This window comes from Nocardiopsis sp. YSL2, assembly GCF_030555055.1.
Lineage (GTDB): Bacteria > Actinomycetota > Actinomycetes > Streptosporangiales > Streptosporangiaceae > Nocardiopsis.
Window position 1 is genome coordinate 21,009 of record NZ_JAMOAO010000002.1, and the last position, 16,546, is coordinate 37,554.

A 16,546-nucleotide genomic window follows, 5' to 3' on the forward strand; every position below is an offset into this window, starting at 1 on the left:
TCGCCCGAGCGGTTATCCACAGGCCGGGTACGCGGACGGCGACAGTCAGGTGGCCGCTGCGACACGACCGTCCGTGTCGGCTGTCGTGTCGCACGACACCGTCGGTGTCGCCGTGTCGGGTGCCGCTGTCGCCTGCTCCGCGGCCTTTCGGGCGAGCGCCTGCGCACGGGTCAGCGCCCGCTGGCCCGTGCGGGCATGAACGCCCAGACGCTCGCCCACCTCCACACCGGTGATGTCCGGCTGCTCCTCGATGAGGGCCAGCACCTGCCGGTCGCGGTCCGAGAGCTGCCCGAGGCTGACGACCTGCGCGATGTCGCCGACACGTCCGTCGTCGTGGCGGCTCGGCGGTCGTGTCGTGTCGCGGCGTGTGGGCGGCCGTGAGTCGTCCGGCGCCGAAGGCTGGGTGTCGCCTGACGCAGTGTCGCTGTCGGTCGCCTGTGTCGCCTCGGTGGCGGCCGATGTCGTCCGGCCCTGGCGGAACAGCCACGCCACGAGCTGCTCCGCCAACAGTGCCGCGACGGGCACCCACAGGGAGATGGCGACACCGAGCCACCCGTGCGCGACACCGCTGTACAGGTTGGCGGCTGTCGTCGCGACAATCCCCGCCAGGAGGGCGACGACAGCGACAGCGGGCACGGGGACGCCGCGGCGGCGCGCGTCGGCGATCGTGCAGATCGCCATGAGGATCAGGGAGTCCACGGTGCCCGCGATGATGATGGCCTCCCACAGGTCGGCGCCGCCGGCCATCACTGCCTCCAGGAGGTGGGCGTAGCTGACGGCGGCCAGGCCCACGGCGATGGCCAGGGATCCGCTGATGGTGATCGTCGGGCCCCCGCGGCTGGGGGCAGGGGCGGGTACGGTGTTGGGCACGTTCGTCTCCAGGGTTCTGAGCTGTTGGAGGCGGACGCGGGTCTGGTCGGTGAGGACACACCGGCCGGGCCCTTCTGCGTCCGAGAGAATGAGGAGGGGCCGCAGGACGGATCCTGCGGCCCCCGGCCGCTCCGTGCGGCCGCCCGCACGACCACGGGGTCATCGGATCGTGCGGGAGCTGGAAGGAGGGGCCGCAGGATCGCTCCTGCGGCCCCCGCCGCCCCGCTGTGCGGGGCGGCTGCCCGTGCCCCGGCTCGGCAGCAGTACCTTCCCCAAAGGGCCGCCTTGCCTGGGCACGGGAGCTTCTAGCGTGCCTGAGGCACGCGTTCTGTTGGGCTGGTTCCGATGAGGTCAGCGCCGCGCCGGAGGGCCTGGCTGATCTGGTCCGCCCCGATGAGCTCCATCAGGTCTGCGGTCGCGCGCGCTGTCGAGGCGTCCCAGTAGATGTGACGCTTGGAGTCATCGCGCCTGGTCACGGCGACCTCGACGCGCTCTGGCCCGACGTGGCCGACCCAGGTATCGGACCGGGTCACCCAGATCGCGATGCGCTCGTCGAGGTCGAGGAGGAGCGCGAGGTGGCGCAGTCCTTTCCGGCCCAGGTCGTCGAGGTGGTCTGCCTCGCACCAGCGGGGGCATTCGTCTGCGGTACGCATGGGGGCTCCGTAAGTTGTTAAGTGGCCCGGGAGGGCCGGGTGTGGCTGATGGGGGCTTGCCTTCAGTGGCTTGCCAGGAGTGGCCGCCCGTCCCTCCGGGGCGCTCCGATCGCTGATTGAGATCTGCGCACGAGTCGCTGTTTACGGAGATGACGACGGGGTGTTCCACGGGCCGACGGCATGACGTCGAACGCCTGGAGGAGCGGATGGAACCCTCGCGTCAACGAGTCTGGGTCGGCATCGACGCGGGCAAGGCCCACCACTGGGCCACCGTGGTCGACGACACCGGCACCACCCTGTGGTCGAGCAAGATCGCCAACGACGAGAACTCGATCCTGGACGCCCTCGTCGAGATCCTGGCCCTGGCCGACGAGGCCGTGTGGGGCATCGACATCTGCGGCACCGCCTCGGCTCTGCTGCTCGCGCTGCTGGCCGCGCACGGCCAACAACCCCTGTACGTGCCCGGACGCACCGTCAACCGGATGGCCGGCGCCTACCGGGGCGAGGCCAAGACCGACGCCCGCGACGCCTATGTCATCGCCGAAACGGTGCGCCACCGCTGCGACTTCGCGCCCATCGACGTGCCCGCCGAGACCGTGCGGTCCCTGGCCGTGCTGACCGGCTACCGCAACGACCTGACAGCCGACCGGGTGCGGGCCGTCAACCGGCTGCGCGACGCTTTGTGCTCGATCTTCCCCGCTTTGGAGCGCGCCTTCGACTACTCCGGCGCCAAGGGGCCGCTGGTGCTGCTCACCGGATTCCAGACCCCTCGCGCTCTGCGCAAGATCGGCCGGGCACGGTTGGGGACCTGGCTGCGCAAGCGGGGTGTGCGCAGCGCCGAGTCGATCGCTGACAAGGCGATGGAAGCGGCCGCTTCCCAGCGCACGCAGGTGCCCGGCGAGGCCGTGACCGCGTCGATCGTGGCGGACTTGGCCCGCCAGGTCTTGGACCTGGACGACCGGCTCAAGGACACCGAGAAGCAGATTCGCGAGGTCTTCCGCGAACTGGACGCCGCGAAGATCATCGAGTCGGTGCCCGGGTTCGGTCCCGTCCTGGGGGCGGAGTTCATCGCCGCCGCCGGTGACCTGACCGCCTACCGGGACGCCGGGCACCTGGCTTCGGCTGCCGGGTTGGTGCCGGTGGCCCGGGACTCCGGGAGACGGACCGGTAATCTGCACCGGCCCAAACGCTACAACCGGGCTTTGCGCAGGGTGTTCTTCATGTCCGCGCTCTCGGCGCTCAAGGTCGAGGGGCCCAGCCGGGAGTTCTATCAGAAGAAGCGGGGCGAGGGGCTCAAGCACGTCCAGGCGGTGATCGCTCTGGCCCGGCGCAGGGTGAGCGTGCTGTGGGCTTTGTTGCGGGACGGGCGGGTGTTCACCCCCGTCCCACCGGTCCCGCTGGCGGCTTGACAACTTCATTGAGACTCCAGGGGGTTGGGGCCGCGCGCCGGGGTCAAGGGGACGGCCCGGCGCGCGGCGGTTCAGGTGGCGGGCGGCAGGTGCTCCAGCGGGGATTTCCACGAGAACGGGTGGCGCCGTGCGCCCTCCCACTCGGTGCGGCAGACGCGGATCTGGGGCCCCCTCCGGGCGCCGTAGAGCTCCTGGTGGTCCCGGGTCGGCCCGAGGTAGCGCACCTTCGCGCCGTGGGCCGAAGCCCACTGCCGCAGGTCGGCCATGTCAGCGACCTCGTGCACCTCGACGACGGTGCGCACATGCGTCCGGCGCCGCTGGGCCTTGGTGGTCATCGTCGTCACGGGGTCACCGCCTGGTCTTCGGTGCGGGCGATCTCGTAGTCGACGATGCATAGCGGTGCGGTGTCGATCTGCCGGAGCGCGGACGCGAGGCCGGTGAGCGTGGCGCTTGGCGCGGCTGCTGACCCGAGGACTCCTCGGACGTAGAGCGCGCGCTCGGAGAGCAGCCCGTCGCGGGCTTCCCAGTCGTCCGGGGCGGCTGGCGGCAGGGTGAAGGCCGCGATGATCGTGTCGATCAGCTCCGCCGCCTCGGGGGAGATGTGGTCGCTCATCGGGTCTTCGCCTCCCTGGGGTGCTCCTTGGTGGCGGCTTCGACCATTTCGACGGCCCCTGCCAGGTCCTCCGTGATGACGGCGTAGGCGAGTGCTTCCCGGACGGCCTCCGCGCGTTCGGCCACCAGCTCGTTGCGACGCTGCTGCCCGCCCGGGGTCTTCGCCGGGAGCACGTGGAGCGCATCGCGGGCGGTGCCGAGCAAGGCGACCAAGTCGATGTTCATCATCGGAGCCTCACCGCCATGGCCGCGCGGTACAGGCTGATGGCGCCGTTCGTCACGGCCATGAAGAGGTCCTCGGGGACGGTCACACTCCCGGGCATCTCGGTCGGCGCGTAGGTGCGGACTCTGCTGCTGCGGCGGGGGCGGCGAGGCCGCTGAGTCATCGTGCTCATGCCGCCGTCACCTCGCGCTCGCTCGTCTGGTGGCCGATCTCGGCCAGGACGACGAGGCCGCGGCGCTGTGCGGCAGCCAGGGCGCGGTCGGTGTGGGACAGCGGCGGCAGGTTCGGCGCGCGGCGTCCGGTCGTCATGCTCGGCAGGATGAGGCGGACGGGGCCGGAGTCCGGCGCGGGTCCGGGCTCGGAGCGGTCGCGGTCGCGGCGCCGGCGGAGTTCGGCGGCGCCGGCGCGGGCGAGCCGCTGCGTCAACAGGGCGAAGTAGGTCAGGTATCGCACGAGGCGACTCCTCTGATCAGGTGCGGGTGGTCGGCCCGCGTGAGTTCTGGTGAACCTATAGTGACGCTGATCCCCCAAACTTTCAATACAAAGATTAGGATTGCTCTGATCCGACCCTCAAAAGTTTCGCGAATCGGGTGATCTACCATCGGCACTGGACGACGAAAGACCAGGAAGAGCAAGGGAGCGCGCGCTGTGGCGGACCGGTACAGCCCCACCGTGAGGCGCCGCCGCCTCTCGGCCGAATTGAGAAGATTGCGCGAAGAGGCTGCTCTGACGGCTCAGCAGGTCGGCGACAACCTGGGCTGGTCACGGGGTCGTCTGACCAACATGGAGCAGAACAAGTGGAGGCGGCCGGACCCGGTGATCATCCGGGCCCTGGCCCAGCTCTACAAGGCCTCGCCTGAGGTCACCGAGGGCCTGGTGCTCCTTGCCCGGCAGTCACGGGAGAAGGGCTGGTGGACGCGCTTCGGCGACGTGTTCACCGACGCGTACGTCGGCTTCGAGGCCGAGGCGTCTGGAGTGAACACCTATCAGTCCATGGTGGTCCACGGCCTGCTCCAGACCCCCGAGTACGCCGCGGCTTCCACCCGGATCGGCAGGTCCCGTTCACCTGAGACCATCGACCGGGTGGTGCAGGCCAGAATGGAACGTCAGGAGATTCTGGACCAGGACGACCCACCCAAGCTCTGGTGTGTCCTCGACGAGTCTGTCCTTCACCGCCCTGCAGGTGACAAGCAGGTGATGCGCGATCAGATCGCCCGTCTGATCAGGCACGTCGAGACCGCCGACCACATCAAGATCCAGATCCTCCCCCTGGACGTGGGGCTGCATCCCGGCGTCGCGGGCAGCTTCACCATCCTGGACTTCGCGAACCCGCTGGATCCGTCCATCGCCTACATCGAGACGCGGACGGATGGCCTCTACCTGGAGGAGGACGAAGAAGTCCAGGTGCATCGCAGCGCCTGGGACGAGATCCGAGTGATGGCACTTCACCCGGACGCCAGTGCTGACCTGATGGGTCAGATCATCAAGAAGTACGAGTAGTAGGAAGCCAACGTGTACCAGAACCAGAACGAGACCGACCAGCACCAGCAGCTGGCCTTCCGCAAGTCCAGCTACAGCGCGACCCAGAACGACTGCGTCGAGGTCGCCGACCTGCCCGCCGGGGCCGCTGTGCGCGACACCCAGCACCGCGAACTCGGGCACATCACCATCGCCAGCTCGACCGAGTGGACCGCCTTCCTGTCCACCGCCAAGCACGCCAGCCTGTAGACCCGACAAACACGAAAGGCCCCGGTGACCAAACCGGGGCCTGTTCGTGTACCAGAACGCTCCCACTCTACAGCCCGACGCCTACGCCGAACAGCACACGAACGGTCACGAACGCCCCGAGACGGAAACGGCCACGGGTGGCCACATCCAGCCGAGCTACCCCCTCGTGCGCACGACTCGGTATGGTCGCAGGACCGAGTGAACGCGAGAGGAAGGCCACCAATGGGCGTCGCTGGTGGAGAAGTCATCGTCACGGCTCTCACGCACCGGGGCGCCGTCCGCCCCGCCAACGAGGACGCCCTGGTCATGGGGTCGGTCTGCGCGAGCGCGGACATGACCCTGCCAGCCCGTCTCATCCTTTCGACCAGTGAGCCCATCATCTTGGGGGTGGCCGACGGGATCGGGGGCCAGGCCGCCGGTGAGATCGCCTCCGAGCACTTGGTGCAGCGGATGTCCGAGGAGAGGCCGCGTCTGCAGGGCGCCGAGGACATCACCCAGCTCCTGGTCAATGTCGATGAGGAGCTGCAGGAGCACGCCCAGCACTTCGACGAGTTCACCGGGATGGGGACCACGGTCGCTGGTGTGCTGCTCAGCGGCGAGGGCATCTTCTGGTTCAACGTCGGCGACTCGCGGACCTACCGGCTGGACGGGCGCAGCCTCATCCAGCTCTCCGAGGACGACTCGCCTCCCCTGCCCCCCTCGGAGGACGGACGCCCCGCCACCACCAACTTCATCACCCAGTCGCTCGGCGGCAGCGCCAAGGGCCGGATGGTCCCGCACGTCGGGCGCGATGACGCGGGCATCGGCGCCGCCTGGCTGATGTGCAGCGACGGCCTCTCCGACCTGGTGCGCCATGGGGACATGGAGAAGATCATCGCCGAGGCGGGCAGCGACGAGGCCGCCGTCTACGCCCTGTGGCAGGCCGCCATGGAGGCCGGCGGCAAGGACAACATCAGCATCCTGCTCGCCCGCCTGGTCTGACGCCGCACAACGACGCCCCGGGAGCCACTGGCCCCCGGGGCGCACTGCTGCAGAAGTGCCGACCTCGACCTAGGCGACGACCGCGCGGAGCAGAGCCGTCATCTCACGGCGCTCCAGGGCGAGGGCGCCATCCCCACGGTTCTGCGAGTCGCGGATGAACACGCGGGGAGCACCCGCGCCGGCGCCGACCTCGACGCAGTTCTTCCGGATGGGGTTGTCCATGCTTCGGGAGGAGGTGCGCCAGGCGACGCAATCGGGGAACGTCTTGTCCACTGTGGTGTCTCTCTTCGTTCGTCTTGACCCCGCACCTGACCGTAACCCGGCGTGCGCCTTCTATCAGGGAATCCGGCCGAACCCGGTCAGGTCTGGTTCTGCCGCGCGGCTCGGGGTAGGTCCGCTCCTCGGCGCGCTCACTCCATCGTGAGGTCCTCCAGGGTCCACTCCTCGCCGCTGGAGTCGGTGGACAGCGTGCACGTGTAGGACGTGCGTGCCGGCCCGGAACTGTCCTCGTAGTCGGCCGTGCCGGTGGCCTCGTAGGTCCACGTCTCGGCGTCGGCGACCGCGGCCTCGCTGTCGGAGAACTCCACGGGCGTGTCCAGCTCGCGCTCGACGAACTCCTCACACATCACCTCGGCATCGAGCACCATCCCTTCGGGGGTGGGTTCGCTGCTGCCGCATCCGGTCGCCGCGGTGGCCAAGGCGGTGAGCACGAGCAGGGGGGTCTTCATCGCGGCCTCTTCCTGAGAGGGTGCAGGGGGTGGGCGGCGGAGCGGGTGCCGTGGCCAGATCCTACGCCGCAGCCCCGGTCCGGGTGGGCGATTCGGACATGAGGGCGCCCTCCGGGCGGACCCGGAGGGCGCAGAGTTGGGAGATTTTTGGGAGACGGCAGACCCCTCCAGGCCCCGCCAGACCCCGCCAGCCCACGACGGTCACCATGCCTGACCTGGAACGGAGCCATTCACGCAGCCTGGCCGAATCCTTCCACGTTCATCACGTGAGTGTTCTCGATGCCTGTCCGATCTTCCGTGAAGATGCTGCTTGACCTGCTAGGACGCTTTGCGGCTCTGCCTCGGTCGGAGTGCCACGACCGTGTTTTTGGGAGACTTTTGGGATAAAATCTCGGGCTCGGGCTCGGCCGCCCCGTACTTGCGCAGGAGGCCGTCCAGCGGGACGACGCCGGAGTACGGGGTCCGGTACGGCTCCAGCAGGGTGTCGAGGACGGACACCGGCGAGCGCGGGTGCATGGCGGCGCGCTGGCGCAGGGACTCCTCCCACCGCCGGACGAGCGCCTCCATGAGCTGGTCGACCATGGGCTGGGTGACCTGGCGGTAGACGGCGGAGATCCCGCCCATCGAGTGTCCGACGCGCTCGTGCTTGAGCACCTCGGGGATGCCGTCCTCGTCCATCCAGTGGATGTGCGAGTGCCGCTGGCCGTGGGGCGTCAGGCCCGGGGCGATGGGCAGCCAGGACGCCTCCGGTTCCTTCCACCGGGACCGGCCCAGGATGGGCACGCCCGGCCAGGCTCCGCCGCTCAGCGGCACGGGCCGGGTCGGCCCCCACTCGGCCTTCGCCGCCTTGCTCTGCGAGGGGAAGCGGCCGGTGGCCGCCGCCTCGAAGATGGCCGTCTTGAAAGTGGCCCGGTCGTGGTGCGGCTTCCACCGACCGGGGAAGACGTGCACACCGCCCGCGTGCGGGGCCGCCTTCGGCCGGAGCACGAACCGGTCCGCGAACCGGTCAAGGAGCTCGGCGTCGTCGATCACCTCGCCGAGCTCGGAGGCCGCCAGAAGCCGCTCCTCCATCGCCTCGCCCCACTCCCCCCGGCGCTTGAGCGCCGCGGCGAGGTAACGGTGCACCCGCGCGGGCCGGCGACACGAGCACACCGCCGTGCGCCTGGCGCGGGTCGCGTCCATCTGCCGAGCAAGGAGGTCCTCCAGGAACGGCGGGATGTGCACGTCCCGATAGGAGTTCTCCTTCGGTGGCTGCCGGTGCCACTCCCCCTCGTGCTCGAAGAGCTGGTGCTCGACCCGGATCATGCCAGGCCGCACGTACTCGCGCTCCAGCCCGAACAGCTCGCCCGACCGCAGCCCTGTGTAGCACTTCGTGATGCCGAGAACGAACTCGTCGTCGCGGCCGACCAACAGCGCCATGCGCTCGGCGTGGAGCAGCGCACCGAGCGGGTCGATGGCGGCCCTCTCCGGGCCGCGGCGGCCGCCGCGGCGAGCACCGGCAGCCGAACGGGCCCCGCGGTTGCGCTTGCGCGCCACCGGGTTCCGGCTGATGATCCCCTGCTCGACCGCGTCGGACATGATCGAGTACAGGACGCCGTTGTACCCGCCGATGCTGCCCTCCGAGTACCCGCTGGCGCGCAGGTCCGACCGCCACGCGATGACCTCGTCCTCGGTGATGTCGATGACGGGGGTGTCGTACCAGTCGCGGGTGGCGTCGGCAGGCCGGTACGGGAGGATGTGCAGCTCCAGGTTGCGGCGGTACCCGGACATGGTGGAGACGGCGAGCGGGATCTCTGCTTGCTCCAGTCGGACGAACCACTGGCCGGCCAGCTCTCCGAGTGTGGTCTCGCCGCTGCTGGCACGGGCCCGTCGGGCAGCCTCCACGACGGACGGCGCTGACTCCTCGTCGAGGCCGGCGCGGATCTTCGCTTCCTTCTCACGGCCCCACTTCACGGCGGCCGTCTCGGATCGGAAGCGCTCGCCGGTGTCGGGGTTTCGGCTGACGCTGGTGTAGCTGCCGTCCGCCTGCTGGTAGAAGACCCTGAAATACGCGCCGTCCTTCTTGGACCTGCGCGGGTCGGCGTAGGCCATGGGCCTCTCCTCCTGGGGGTAGTAGAGCGCCCCCCTCCGTTGGAGGGGGGCGTGTCTCATGGTGGTCCGGCTCGGGCCGGTTGGTTGATCAGTACTGGTGGGTCGGGTCGCGCAGCTCCGGAGGTATGACCAGGCCGACGGCGCGCATGTACCGGATCGGATGCAGGTAGCGCCAGGGGTCGGCGCGGAAGATACGGACCGGGACCCAGATGCCGAAGGACCTGATCCAGACCGTGAGGACCGGATCCGAGCACTGGGCCATGGCCTCCGGGACGAACTCCGTCGGCCAGGCCCCGCGCTGCAGGTCGACGCACACCGCGTCGTGGCGCTCGGTCACAGCGGCTTGGGCGGACAGGGGTAGTGATGCTGGGCGGACGTAGACGGTGGGCGGGACCGTCACGTCTGTGCTGGAGTGGAGGGCGCTCATGCGCGACCCCCTCGTGCCGCTGATGTAGTGCGGATGAGGCTGAAGGCGGGTGGCTGGCCGTAGGTGTACCGGGGATCGCGCAGCGCCTCGGGGACGTGCGCGTCAGTGACCCGTACCTCACGCAGGTGACCGAGGTACGTCCAGGGATCCCTCCGGACAAGGGAGACAGGCACCCACACGCCGAAGCTGTTGACCCAGGCTTTCAGCACAACGTCGGAAGCCTGGTAGATCACCTCCTCAACGATGTCGACCGGCCAGGCGCCGCGCTGCAGGTCGATGCAGACGGCGTCGTGGCGCTCGGTCACAGCGGCTTGGGCGGACAGGGACAGTGACGCTGGGCGGACGTAGACGGCGGGCGGGACCGTCACGTCTGCGCTTGGGGAGGACGCAGCCATCGCGACCTTTCGTCCGAACCGATATGGCCGGGGAAGGTCGCACCATTGTATGTGGCGCAGGTCACATTAGACAGGTGTTCGGATGGGCGAAAAGTAAAATTGGGGCAATTGACCTGCGCAAACAGCAGTCATCCGATCACCCTCCGAAACGCATGCGCATGATGTGGTCGCGCATTTCGGCCACAACCTTCTCGCGCGGAACGCCGTCCGGGACGGGCATGGAGGTCTGTTCCCAGTCGCCATCGTCTTCGTCTGTGGGGGGGACGAAGACGATCTTGAGGGTGTAGTGGAGCCGGCCGGACTGGATCGGCCACGGCCGCCACTCCAGGGTCTCGTTGGGCATGCATGGGGGTTCGCCGGCGATTCGGCCGAGGGGGGCGGGCTGCATCGCGGGGGCGATGGCCTGGGGGAGGGTCTGGGTCGTTGTGGCCGGCGTGGGGTCCGGCTCTCTGGCGAGGGGGCGGGGTGGCTTGCCGGCGAGGGCGTCCCGGACGCTGCCGGGCTCCCAGCTCAGCGCGTATTCGAGGCCATCTCGCGTCTTGCGCCTCGGGTAGCCCTTGCCTTTGCGCAGGTCATAGTACGTCTGCGTTGAGATGCGGGCACGCTGGATCACCTCTTCCACTTTGAGATCTCGCTCCTCGCGGCGCCGGTCCATGGCGTCCGCGAGGTAGCTGAAGTCGGGTGAAGGCATGGCCTCAGAATAGCGGACTAGATCTAGGTTGAGTCTATATCTGATCTAGTTAGGTCAAGCTTACCTTAAATCTCGATGTAGATAGACTTTTCCTTGAAGTTACCCGCCGGTAGGACCTTGACCTAGACTCACCATAGGCTCACTATTGAGCTATGACAGACCTCAAGCTCCACAGAGCATCACTGGAGCGCCACCGCAAGCTCGCTGGGTACTCCGTCCCCGCGCTCGCGCAGGAGATGGGTGTCACGGCACTGCACATGTACCGGCTGGAGTGGGGCGACCGACGCCCCAGCGCGGCGCTCTACAAGCGCCTCAAGGACACCCTCAGCGTCACCGACGAGAGCCTGCTGGCCGAGACCCACCAGTCCGACGAGGACATACCGGAGGCCAGCCGATGAGCCTCCCCACGGTGTACACCCCAGCCCAGGCCGCCGAGATCCTCCAGTGCCGGGAGTCCTGGCTCAAGGACAAGGCGAAGCACCGGGTGATCCCGTTCCACAAGCTCTCCGGCGAGTACCGGTTCACCGACGAGGACCTCGCCGAGATCATCCGCATCACCGCTGAGCACCCCGAGGCCGAACCGTCGCCGCCCGCCCGCGCGACGGGGCCCCGCAAGAAGCGGCCCACCGCCGCCACCCCGCCGCCGACCACTCCGGGAGCCACCCCGCTGCGGCCGCGACGACGCCTCACCATCCCCGCCGCCGGGTGACCGGCGGCCCGGCCCCACCAGGAGAGGGCCATGGCCACACAGATCCGCATCGTCACCACCGACGAACCCGCCCGACTGCTCGCGCCGCACGAAGTCGCCGCGCTGTTCCGGGTCGACCCCAAGACCGTCACCCGCTGGGCGAAGGCGGGACGGCTCGACTCCGTCCGCACCCCGGGCGGCCACCGGCGCTACTTCGCCGACCAGGTCCACGACCTGCTCAACCGCCACAACACCACCGCCAAGTAGCGGCACACAGAAAGGCCCCCGCCGGAGCTGACCCGGTCGGGGGCGCAGGCCCCAACCCAGGAGACAGGGCCCATGGACAGCAGCGTAACCCACACCCCCCGCGCCGATACCGTGCGCGCCGCACACCAGTTGGTCGTGCAGGCCGGAGCGGAGCTGGAAAAGCTCCTCGCTCCCGCACCGACGATCCCCGCCCCGGCCGCCCCGCAGGAGATGACCGTCTCCCAGCGGCAGGCGCGCACCCTGGCCGCCATCGCGAGCCTGGTGGCCTCCCACCCGGACATGCCCACCGTCGACTGGCACGTCAGCGACCACACCCCGGAAAAGACCGACGGCCAGATCTACGCCGAAGCCGACGACGAGCGGCGCCGTGCTGGCGTCGCCGCCTGGGGGAAGCTGCTCGGCTGCGAGGTGACCGAGAAGCGCAGCCGGGACGACAGGTGGACCCAGGTGGAGGCCAACGCCAGCTCCGGCGGCGTGGACGTCCGCATCTGGGCTCACGTCGACCGGACCCCTAAGGGGGCGAAGTCCGATGGCTGAGCGCATCCACGTGCGACCCCGGCCGCGCCGTATCGAGCCCGACACCGCCCCGGCGCCCGTCCCGGCCGAAGTCGACGACCACGCCCGCACCGTCCTCGATGAGACGGACGCCGTCCTCGATCTGATTGAGGAGGCCGTCTCGTGATCCACCACACCCACGCCCCGGACGCCGCAGTCGGCGACCAGGTCGACGCCCACATCACCGGCGTCGTCGAGGCCATCGAGCACGACGGACGCCTCCTCATCCGCTACACGACCACCGACGACTCCCACGCCTGGGTGCGCCTGAACCCAGCCGCCGCCGGGGTCGGGGTGTCCGTCGCCAACCACGGGGGGACCCGATGACCACCACCACACGCCTGCGTTCACGCGAGGCCGAGATCGCCGACAGGGTCGCCATCGCGCGCGCCCGCTGGCCGATCGCCTCGCACGTCGTCCACACCGCCACCGGCATGCGCGGCGTCATCACCCGCGACACCGCAGCCCGGGTGCCGTGCGGCACCACGGGCGCCGACGAGGACGCCGCGTGGTCGATCCTGCCGTCCGCCACCGCCGCTGGCGGGGACGCCCGCCGTCCCGGCTGGGGCATCGCGGTACACGTCAGCTTCACCGAGGCCGGGGTGACCTGGACCTCCTGGATCCGTACCGACTACCTGCGGCGGATCCGCCGCGCCGGGGACCGGTGATCGCCATGAAGTACACCGTGATCGCCACCGACGGCACCCTGACCGCGCATGACCGTGACCTGGACCTGCGGGCCGAGGTCGGCCCCGAGGGCCCGGCGCGGGTGCGCCTGGCCACCTCCGTCCTCGCGTGCGCCTGGGTCAACGACGACGGCCACGCGCAGGACTACCCGCGCAACGTCGTCGGCTCCTGTGTCCTGCTCGCGCTCGGCGCCGCCGGCCTCCCCTACGCGGGCCCGGTGGTCCTCACCGGCTGGGACCCGATTCGTGAGATCCACAGCCTCACCGACCCCGGCCTCATCGAGCGCATCCACCGGGACGTGCTCGTCGCCCTCGGGCAGGCCGAGCGCCCCGACGGGCCGCCGCCCAACGGGCGCACCCTGGCGTGGGAGTCGGACGTGCGCGAGTACGCCGAATGGGTCGGCACCGCCCCGGCCCCGACCATGCAGCTCGTGCGCGTGGACGGCCTGCGATGAGCGCCCCGCCGATCCCGACCCGCCTCGCGCACCGGCCCACCGTCGGCGGACTGGTCGTGCCGTGGGTGTCGCTCGAATCGGACCGGGGCCACCACCTCGGGCAGGTGTCCGACGCTCGGCGCGTGCGCGCGCTGCGGCAGAGGCTCTGCCAGATCTGCGGCGAGCGGCTCTACGCGGACCGGTACGTCCTGTTCGGCCGCGAGGCCGACCGGTCCCGGGGGTACGTGATCGAGCCCGGCATGCACCCCGAGTGCGCCGCGTACAGCGCGAAGGCGTGCCCGATGCTCACCGGCGACATGGACCACTACCGCTCACACGCGGTCGACATGTCCGCCCGGTCCTGCCCGGACCCCGGCTGCAGGTGCCAGCTGGTCCCCGCCCCTGACCAGGCGGCCCGAGCGGGCGCCCCCTCGGACACCTTCTTCCAGGTGTGGGCACACACCGCCGACTACCGGATCGCCCGCACCGACGAAGGCCCCGCCCTCGCCTGGCCGGAGGCCCCGCTGCGGATCCGCACCATCGCCACCGGCGTGCACCGCGCCGCCCTGAACCTCATCACCCAGAAGGAGCACTGACCATGTCCCGGACGTCAAAGCCACCCGGTGCGCGAGTGGGGATTCCCGCGCCGGGAGCCAAGGACAGGGAGGGCGCCCAGGGGGGCCGCCCGGTGAAGCGTCCTGCGTCCGGTTCCCAGGCCGGACCGGAGGCCACCGTCGCTCACGCCTCCGGTCCGGCCACCCCACACGTGGAGGCCGGCCCTGCCGACCTCACTCCAGAGCAGGTCAAGACCCTGCTCACCGGCATCCAGTCCGACCGTGTCCAGCGCCACCGGAACAACAGCCACCTGGAGGGCTGGGACGTCCGCCGCACCCTGACGCGGATCTTCGGGTTCGGCGGGTGGAGCGACCAGACCCTTGAGCTGACCTGCATCCGCGAGCACGCCGACCGGATCGACGGCGATATCCGCTGGTGGGTGGTCTACCGCGCGCAGGTCCGACTCATCATCCGCACCACCGACGGCCGGGTCCTGTCCTGGTGGGACGACACCGCTGTCGGTGACGCCTCCAAGCAGGTGACGGCCGGGCAAGCCCACGACCTCGCCTCGAAGTCCGCCGTGACCCAGGCGCTCAAGCGGTGCGCCGCGAACCTCGGCGACCAGTTGGGCCTGTCGCTCTACCGCAAGGGCGACCTGTCGCCCGTCGTGATCTGGTCCGCCGCGCACATCTACCCCGAGTCCCAGGAACGCATGGGCGAGGTCGGCCCCGGCGCCACCGATCCCGAGGGCGAGTTCGCCGCCACCATCCGCGGCCGGATCGCCGGTGCGACCACGCCCGAGCAGCTCAACCAGATCTGGTCGGCGGTCACCGAAGAGCAGGAGCAGGGCCTGAGCGGCGACATCGCCGAAGGCCTGCACGACGCCCTGCACGCCCGGTTCGCCGAGATGACCGAGAAGCCCGAACCGGAGCAGATCGCCGCCGCGCAGGACGCGGAAGCCGAGGCCCCGCAGAACACCACCACCAGCCGCCGAGGAGGCCGCCGTGCCTGACCTGTCCCATCCCGCGCGCGTCGCCGCGCTCCGCGTCCTCAAGGACCGGGTCACCGTCGAGTACGACGGCGCACGCGCCGAAGCAGAGCAGCACTTCAAGGAGCTGCGCAACTCCATGGGGGTCAAGAGCCTCGACGTGCTCATGCCCGCAGGCGAGTCCGCCGGATCCCTGAACATCAGCGGCCCGCGCCGCAAGGTCACCTGGCACACCGAGGCGCTCGTCGACCTGGTCGACCGGACCGCTCCAGCCGAGCTGGACGAGGAGATCGACCCGGCCGCCTTGGAGGACCGCGACCTCCTCGCTCTGCTCAAGGAGGCCCGGCCGGACCTGATCCGCCGCTCCGTGAAGAAGGCATTCGTCAAGAAGCTCGACGAGGTCCTCTCCGACGACGGAACCCTCACCGACCACACCACGGGCGAGATCGTCAAGGTCGCTGACGTCGACTACACGCCGGTCACCGGAGCGTTCAGCTTCACCCCGGGGCCGCGCGCGGAGGAGGCGGTGCTGGAGGCGTGGCACCGCGGCGAGTTGGCCGGGGTCGGCGAGTCGCTGGTGCCGCAGATCGAGCAGGCCGACGAGCCCCAGCCGGCCGACGAGGTCGTAGGGCCGTTCCCCACGGGAGGCACCCGATGATCGCCCTCGCCATCACCTTCACGGTCGGAGCCGCCACCGGAGCGGTCGCCGCCTGGTGGGTCAAGAACCGGGGAGGCGACGACCAGCAGGTCGAGGTCTTCCAGCTCCGCCGTCACCTCGCGAACCTGCGCGAGGTCAACACCAAGCTGTCCATGAGGTGCGGCCACTGCGGGACCGGCCGGGCCGTGCCCGCCGACCGGCAGACGGGAGGCGCCCTGTGAGTGCCGAAGAGCGACTGCGTGCTCTCGCCGCCGAGCGGGGTGCGGTCGTCCTGACCGGGGACGAGTGGACGCCCGAGCGGATGCTCGACATCGTCCGCGAGCAGCGTGCGCGCCAGGCCGCCACGGGCCGCGCCGACACCCACATGGACGGGCACGCGCACGAGATCGCCGCAGCCATCACCGAGACCACGGGCGTGGACCCCGATGACGTGACCGCTGTGCTGCTCGCGATGGCCAGCCAGGTCGGCACCGTGCTCGTCGCCCACCAGCGCAGCGCGGACTCTACGGTCCTGCACCTGATGTGGTCGGTCGCCGACTACGTGGACCGAGCCCAGCACCGGCCGACCGCGTACCTGCCCGACGATGACCCCGCTCGCGGCGAGCACTGCCGCCGCTGCGGCGAGGACTGGCCGTGCTCGATCTCCCAGGGAGGTCGGTGATGAACGGCCGCACCTGGAGGCGTGTACAGCGCCGCCTGCTCGACGCCGAGATCAGCGTGCACGAGTACGCCGCGGGATGGCGGCGGCACCTGCTCGGTACCGCCCTGCACGAGGACATGCCGGGCCACCCCGAGCGCATCGCCGACATCGACCCCGAGGGCCAGGACGAGTTCGACGACATCGTCATGGCGGCCCTGGACCGGGACCTGTTCCATCTCATCATGCGCACCGGCTGGGGGCGATGAC

General features: G+C 70.1%; 31 protein-coding genes. 18 read left to right on the forward strand and 13 right to left on the reverse strand.

Features of this window, described 5'->3' with window-relative positions; genetic code table 11:
• Nucleotides 1-45 precede the first annotated feature (45 nt).
• Together M1P99_RS27740 and M1P99_RS27745 are read right to left on the reverse strand one after the other, a co-directional pair.
• Entirely contained in the window at nt 46-870 is an 825-nt protein-coding gene (locus tag M1P99_RS27740; protein WP_304455882.1) for a hypothetical protein, read from the reverse strand.
• A gap of 305 nt (nt 871-1,175) precedes the next feature.
• Entirely contained in the window at nt 1,176-1,523 is a 348-nt protein-coding gene (locus tag M1P99_RS27745) for a hypothetical protein (protein WP_304455883.1), read from the reverse strand.
• A gap of 206 nt (nt 1,524-1,729) precedes the next feature.
• On the opposite strand from M1P99_RS27745, the gene M1P99_RS27750 reads away from it, so the two are divergent.
• A complete protein-coding gene (locus M1P99_RS27750; RefSeq protein ID WP_304450835.1) occupies nt 1,730-2,932 on the forward strand; it encodes an IS110 family transposase in 1,203 nt (400 codons plus the stop codon).
• 71 nt (nt 2,933-3,003) lie between these two features.
• Here the strand turns inward: M1P99_RS27750 and M1P99_RS27755 are convergent, their stop codons facing one another.
• From M1P99_RS27755 to M1P99_RS27775, 5 genes are read right to left on the reverse strand one after another with little or no spacing between them, the layout of a single operon-like run.
• Nucleotides 3,004-3,267, reverse strand: a complete 264-nt coding sequence (locus tag M1P99_RS27755; protein WP_304455981.1) for a hypothetical protein — start codon at nt 3,265-3,267, stop codon at nt 3,004-3,006.
• 5 nt (nt 3,268-3,272) lie between these two features.
• Nucleotides 3,273-3,545: a hypothetical protein gene (locus M1P99_RS27760; protein ID WP_304455884.1), complete on the reverse strand. Its 273-nt coding sequence runs from the start codon at nt 3,543-3,545 to the stop codon at nt 3,273-3,275.
• Nucleotides 3,542-3,769 (reverse strand): hypothetical protein, encoded by a 228-nt coding sequence (locus M1P99_RS27765; RefSeq protein ID WP_304455885.1) that lies wholly within the window; start codon nt 3,767-3,769, stop codon nt 3,542-3,544. The genes M1P99_RS27760 and M1P99_RS27765 overlap by 4 nt, the downstream gene beginning before the upstream one ends.
• The gene (locus M1P99_RS27770) at nt 3,769-3,939 is read right to left on the reverse strand and encodes a hypothetical protein (protein ID WP_304455886.1); all 171 of its coding nucleotides are present in this window, start codon (nt 3,937-3,939) and stop codon (nt 3,769-3,771) included. Before M1P99_RS27770 ends, M1P99_RS27765 begins: the two co-directional genes overlap by 1 nt.
• A complete protein-coding gene (locus M1P99_RS27775; protein ID WP_304455887.1) occupies nt 3,936-4,220 on the reverse strand; it encodes a hypothetical protein in 285 nt (94 codons plus the stop codon). The genes M1P99_RS27770 and M1P99_RS27775 overlap by 4 nt, the downstream gene beginning before the upstream one ends.
• A gap of 195 nt (nt 4,221-4,415) precedes the next feature.
• Between M1P99_RS27775 and M1P99_RS27780 the strand changes: the two genes are divergently transcribed.
• From M1P99_RS27780 to M1P99_RS27790, 3 genes are all read left to right on the forward strand, one after another.
• Nucleotides 4,416-5,267 carry a helix-turn-helix transcriptional regulator gene (locus tag M1P99_RS27780; protein ID WP_304455888.1) on the forward strand — a complete coding sequence of 284 codons (852 nt, stop codon included), beginning with the start codon at nt 4,416-4,418 and terminating at the stop codon, nt 5,265-5,267.
• A 12-nt stretch (nt 5,268-5,279) separates the two neighbouring features.
• Nucleotides 5,280-5,495, forward strand: a complete 216-nt coding sequence (locus M1P99_RS27785) for a DUF397 domain-containing protein (RefSeq protein ID WP_304455889.1) — start codon at nt 5,280-5,282, stop codon at nt 5,493-5,495.
• Between the two features lie 222 nt (nt 5,496-5,717).
• Nucleotides 5,718-6,476: a PP2C family serine/threonine-protein phosphatase gene (locus M1P99_RS27790; protein WP_304455890.1), complete on the forward strand. Its 759-nt coding sequence runs from the start codon at nt 5,718-5,720 to the stop codon at nt 6,474-6,476.
• 69 nt (nt 6,477-6,545) lie between these two features.
• Here the strand turns inward: M1P99_RS27790 and M1P99_RS27795 are convergent, their stop codons facing one another.
• From M1P99_RS27795 to M1P99_RS27820, 6 genes are all read right to left on the reverse strand, one after another.
• The gene (locus tag M1P99_RS27795; RefSeq protein WP_304455891.1) at nt 6,546-6,749 is read right to left on the reverse strand and encodes a DUF397 domain-containing protein; all 204 of its coding nucleotides are present in this window, start codon (nt 6,747-6,749) and stop codon (nt 6,546-6,548) included.
• A 137-nt stretch (nt 6,750-6,886) separates the two neighbouring features.
• Nucleotides 6,887-7,204 (reverse strand): hypothetical protein, encoded by a 318-nt coding sequence (locus M1P99_RS27800; protein ID WP_304455892.1) that lies wholly within the window; start codon nt 7,202-7,204, stop codon nt 6,887-6,889.
• 318 nt (nt 7,205-7,522) lie between these two features.
• A complete protein-coding gene (locus M1P99_RS27805; protein ID WP_304455893.1) occupies nt 7,523-9,295 on the reverse strand; it encodes a hypothetical protein in 1,773 nt (590 codons plus the stop codon).
• An 88-nt stretch (nt 9,296-9,383) separates the two neighbouring features.
• A complete protein-coding gene (locus M1P99_RS27810; protein WP_304455894.1) occupies nt 9,384-9,722 on the reverse strand; it encodes a hypothetical protein in 339 nt (112 codons plus the stop codon).
• Nucleotides 9,719-10,027 carry a hypothetical protein gene (locus M1P99_RS27815; RefSeq protein WP_304455895.1) on the reverse strand — a complete coding sequence of 103 codons (309 nt, stop codon included), beginning with the start codon at nt 10,025-10,027 and terminating at the stop codon, nt 9,719-9,721. Before M1P99_RS27815 ends, M1P99_RS27810 begins: the two co-directional genes overlap by 4 nt.
• Nucleotides 10,028-10,253: 226 nt before the next feature.
• A complete protein-coding gene (locus M1P99_RS27820; RefSeq protein ID WP_304455896.1) occupies nt 10,254-10,808 on the reverse strand; it encodes a hypothetical protein in 555 nt (184 codons plus the stop codon).
• 152 nt (nt 10,809-10,960) lie between these two features.
• Here M1P99_RS27820 and M1P99_RS27825 point away from each other — a divergent pair, with 152 nt between their 5' ends.
• The 14 genes from M1P99_RS27825 to M1P99_RS27890 all read left to right on the forward strand — a co-directional run bounded on the left by M1P99_RS27825 (nt 10,961) and on the right by M1P99_RS27890 (nt 16,545).
• On the forward strand, nt 10,961-11,206 hold the full coding sequence (locus M1P99_RS27825) for a helix-turn-helix transcriptional regulator (RefSeq protein ID WP_304455897.1): 246 nt from the start codon (nt 10,961-10,963) through the stop codon (nt 11,204-11,206).
• Nucleotides 11,203-11,517 (forward strand): helix-turn-helix domain-containing protein, encoded by a 315-nt coding sequence (locus tag M1P99_RS27830; RefSeq protein WP_304455898.1) that lies wholly within the window; start codon nt 11,203-11,205, stop codon nt 11,515-11,517. Before M1P99_RS27825 ends, M1P99_RS27830 begins: the two co-directional genes overlap by 4 nt.
• 30 nt (nt 11,518-11,547) lie before the next feature.
• A complete protein-coding gene (locus M1P99_RS27835; RefSeq protein ID WP_304455899.1) occupies nt 11,548-11,763 on the forward strand; it encodes a BldC family transcriptional regulator in 216 nt (71 codons plus the stop codon).
• 72 nt (nt 11,764-11,835) lie between these two features.
• On the forward strand, nt 11,836-12,300 hold the full coding sequence (locus M1P99_RS27840; protein ID WP_304455900.1) for a hypothetical protein: 465 nt from the start codon (nt 11,836-11,838) through the stop codon (nt 12,298-12,300).
• On the forward strand, nt 12,293-12,445 hold the full coding sequence (locus tag M1P99_RS27845; RefSeq protein ID WP_304455901.1) for a hypothetical protein: 153 nt from the start codon (nt 12,293-12,295) through the stop codon (nt 12,443-12,445). Before M1P99_RS27840 ends, M1P99_RS27845 begins: the two co-directional genes overlap by 8 nt.
• Nucleotides 12,442-12,645, forward strand: a complete 204-nt coding sequence (locus M1P99_RS27850) for a hypothetical protein (RefSeq protein ID WP_304455902.1) — start codon at nt 12,442-12,444, stop codon at nt 12,643-12,645. The genes M1P99_RS27845 and M1P99_RS27850 overlap by 4 nt, the downstream gene beginning before the upstream one ends.
• The gene (locus M1P99_RS27855) at nt 12,642-12,986 is read left to right on the forward strand and encodes a hypothetical protein (protein ID WP_304455903.1); all 345 of its coding nucleotides are present in this window, start codon (nt 12,642-12,644) and stop codon (nt 12,984-12,986) included. The genes M1P99_RS27850 and M1P99_RS27855 overlap by 4 nt, the downstream gene beginning before the upstream one ends.
• Before the next feature lie 5 nt (nt 12,987-12,991).
• Complete coding sequence (locus M1P99_RS27860; RefSeq protein ID WP_304455904.1) at nt 12,992-13,459, forward strand: hypothetical protein; 468 nt, start codon at nt 12,992-12,994, stop codon at nt 13,457-13,459.
• On the forward strand, nt 13,456-14,034 hold the full coding sequence (locus M1P99_RS27865; RefSeq protein WP_304455905.1) for a hypothetical protein: 579 nt from the start codon (nt 13,456-13,458) through the stop codon (nt 14,032-14,034). The genes M1P99_RS27860 and M1P99_RS27865 overlap by 4 nt, the downstream gene beginning before the upstream one ends.
• A gap of 92 nt (nt 14,035-14,126) precedes the next feature.
• Nucleotides 14,127-15,005, forward strand: coding sequence for a Rad52/Rad22 family DNA repair protein (locus M1P99_RS27870; RefSeq protein WP_304455906.1), 879 nt, complete (start codon nt 14,127-14,129; stop codon nt 15,003-15,005).
• Nucleotides 14,998-15,639 (forward strand): hypothetical protein, encoded by a 642-nt coding sequence (locus M1P99_RS27875; protein WP_304455907.1) that lies wholly within the window; start codon nt 14,998-15,000, stop codon nt 15,637-15,639. Before M1P99_RS27870 ends, M1P99_RS27875 begins: the two co-directional genes overlap by 8 nt.
• Entirely contained in the window at nt 15,636-15,860 is a 225-nt protein-coding gene (locus M1P99_RS27880) for a hypothetical protein (protein WP_304455908.1), read from the forward strand. Before M1P99_RS27875 ends, M1P99_RS27880 begins: the two co-directional genes overlap by 4 nt.
• Nucleotides 15,857-16,300 carry a hypothetical protein gene (locus tag M1P99_RS27885; RefSeq protein ID WP_304455909.1) on the forward strand — a complete coding sequence of 148 codons (444 nt, stop codon included), beginning with the start codon at nt 15,857-15,859 and terminating at the stop codon, nt 16,298-16,300. Before M1P99_RS27880 ends, M1P99_RS27885 begins: the two co-directional genes overlap by 4 nt.
• Nucleotides 16,300-16,545: a hypothetical protein gene (locus M1P99_RS27890; RefSeq protein ID WP_304455910.1), complete on the forward strand. Its 246-nt coding sequence runs from the start codon at nt 16,300-16,302 to the stop codon at nt 16,543-16,545. Before M1P99_RS27885 ends, M1P99_RS27890 begins: the two co-directional genes overlap by 1 nt.
• Nucleotide 16,546: the final 1 nt, after the last annotated feature.

Bases quoted from the DNA above. Each gene is read 5' to 3' on its own strand.
- M1P99_RS27835 (WP_304455899.1), top strand. From the start codon at position 11,548: ATGGCCACACAGATCCGCATCGTCACCACCGACGAACCCGCCCGACTG.
- M1P99_RS27840 (WP_304455900.1), top strand. From the start codon at position 11,836: ATGGACAGCAGCGTAACCCACACCCCCCGCGCCGATACCGTGCGCGCC.
- M1P99_RS27810 (WP_304455894.1), bottom strand. From the start codon at position 9,722: ATGAGCGCCCTCCACTCCAGCACAGACGTGACGGTCCCGCCCACCGTC.
- M1P99_RS27800 (WP_304455892.1), bottom strand. From the start codon at position 7,204: ATGAAGACCCCCCTGCTCGTGCTCACCGCCTTGGCCACCGCGGCGACC.
- M1P99_RS27830 (WP_304455898.1), top strand. From the start codon at position 11,203: ATGAGCCTCCCCACGGTGTACACCCCAGCCCAGGCCGCCGAGATCCTC.
- M1P99_RS27855 (WP_304455903.1), top strand. From the start codon at position 12,642: ATGACCACCACCACACGCCTGCGTTCACGCGAGGCCGAGATCGCCGAC.
- M1P99_RS27750 (WP_304450835.1), top strand. From the start codon at position 1,730: ATGGAACCCTCGCGTCAACGAGTCTGGGTCGGCATCGACGCGGGCAAG.
- M1P99_RS27770 (WP_304455886.1), bottom strand. From the start codon at position 3,939: ATGAGCACGATGACTCAGCGGCCTCGCCGCCCCCGCCGCAGCAGCAGA.
- M1P99_RS27760 (WP_304455884.1), bottom strand. From the start codon at position 3,545: ATGAGCGACCACATCTCCCCCGAGGCGGCGGAGCTGATCGACACGATC.
- M1P99_RS27805 (WP_304455893.1), bottom strand. From the start codon at position 9,295: ATGGCCTACGCCGACCCGCGCAGGTCCAAGAAGGACGGCGCGTATTTC.
- M1P99_RS27865 (WP_304455905.1), top strand. From the start codon at position 13,456: ATGAGCGCCCCGCCGATCCCGACCCGCCTCGCGCACCGGCCCACCGTC.
- M1P99_RS27790 (WP_304455890.1), top strand. From the start codon at position 5,718: ATGGGCGTCGCTGGTGGAGAAGTCATCGTCACGGCTCTCACGCACCGG.
- M1P99_RS27765 (WP_304455885.1), bottom strand. From the start codon at position 3,769: ATGAACATCGACTTGGTCGCCTTGCTCGGCACCGCCCGCGATGCGCTC.
- M1P99_RS27820 (WP_304455896.1), bottom strand. From the start codon at position 10,808: ATGCCTTCACCCGACTTCAGCTACCTCGCGGACGCCATGGACCGGCGC.
- M1P99_RS27845 (WP_304455901.1), top strand. From the start codon at position 12,293: ATGGCTGAGCGCATCCACGTGCGACCCCGGCCGCGCCGTATCGAGCCC.
- M1P99_RS27755 (WP_304455981.1), bottom strand. From the start codon at position 3,267: ATGACCACCAAGGCCCAGCGGCGCCGGACGCATGTGCGCACCGTCGTC.
- M1P99_RS27825 (WP_304455897.1), top strand. From the start codon at position 10,961: ATGACAGACCTCAAGCTCCACAGAGCATCACTGGAGCGCCACCGCAAG.
- M1P99_RS27745 (WP_304455883.1), bottom strand. From the start codon at position 1,523: ATGCGTACCGCAGACGAATGCCCCCGCTGGTGCGAGGCAGACCACCTC.
- M1P99_RS27890 (WP_304455910.1), top strand. From the start codon at position 16,300: ATGAACGGCCGCACCTGGAGGCGTGTACAGCGCCGCCTGCTCGACGCC.
- M1P99_RS27880 (WP_304455908.1), top strand. From the start codon at position 15,636: ATGATCGCCCTCGCCATCACCTTCACGGTCGGAGCCGCCACCGGAGCG.
- M1P99_RS27860 (WP_304455904.1), top strand. From the start codon at position 12,992: ATGAAGTACACCGTGATCGCCACCGACGGCACCCTGACCGCGCATGAC.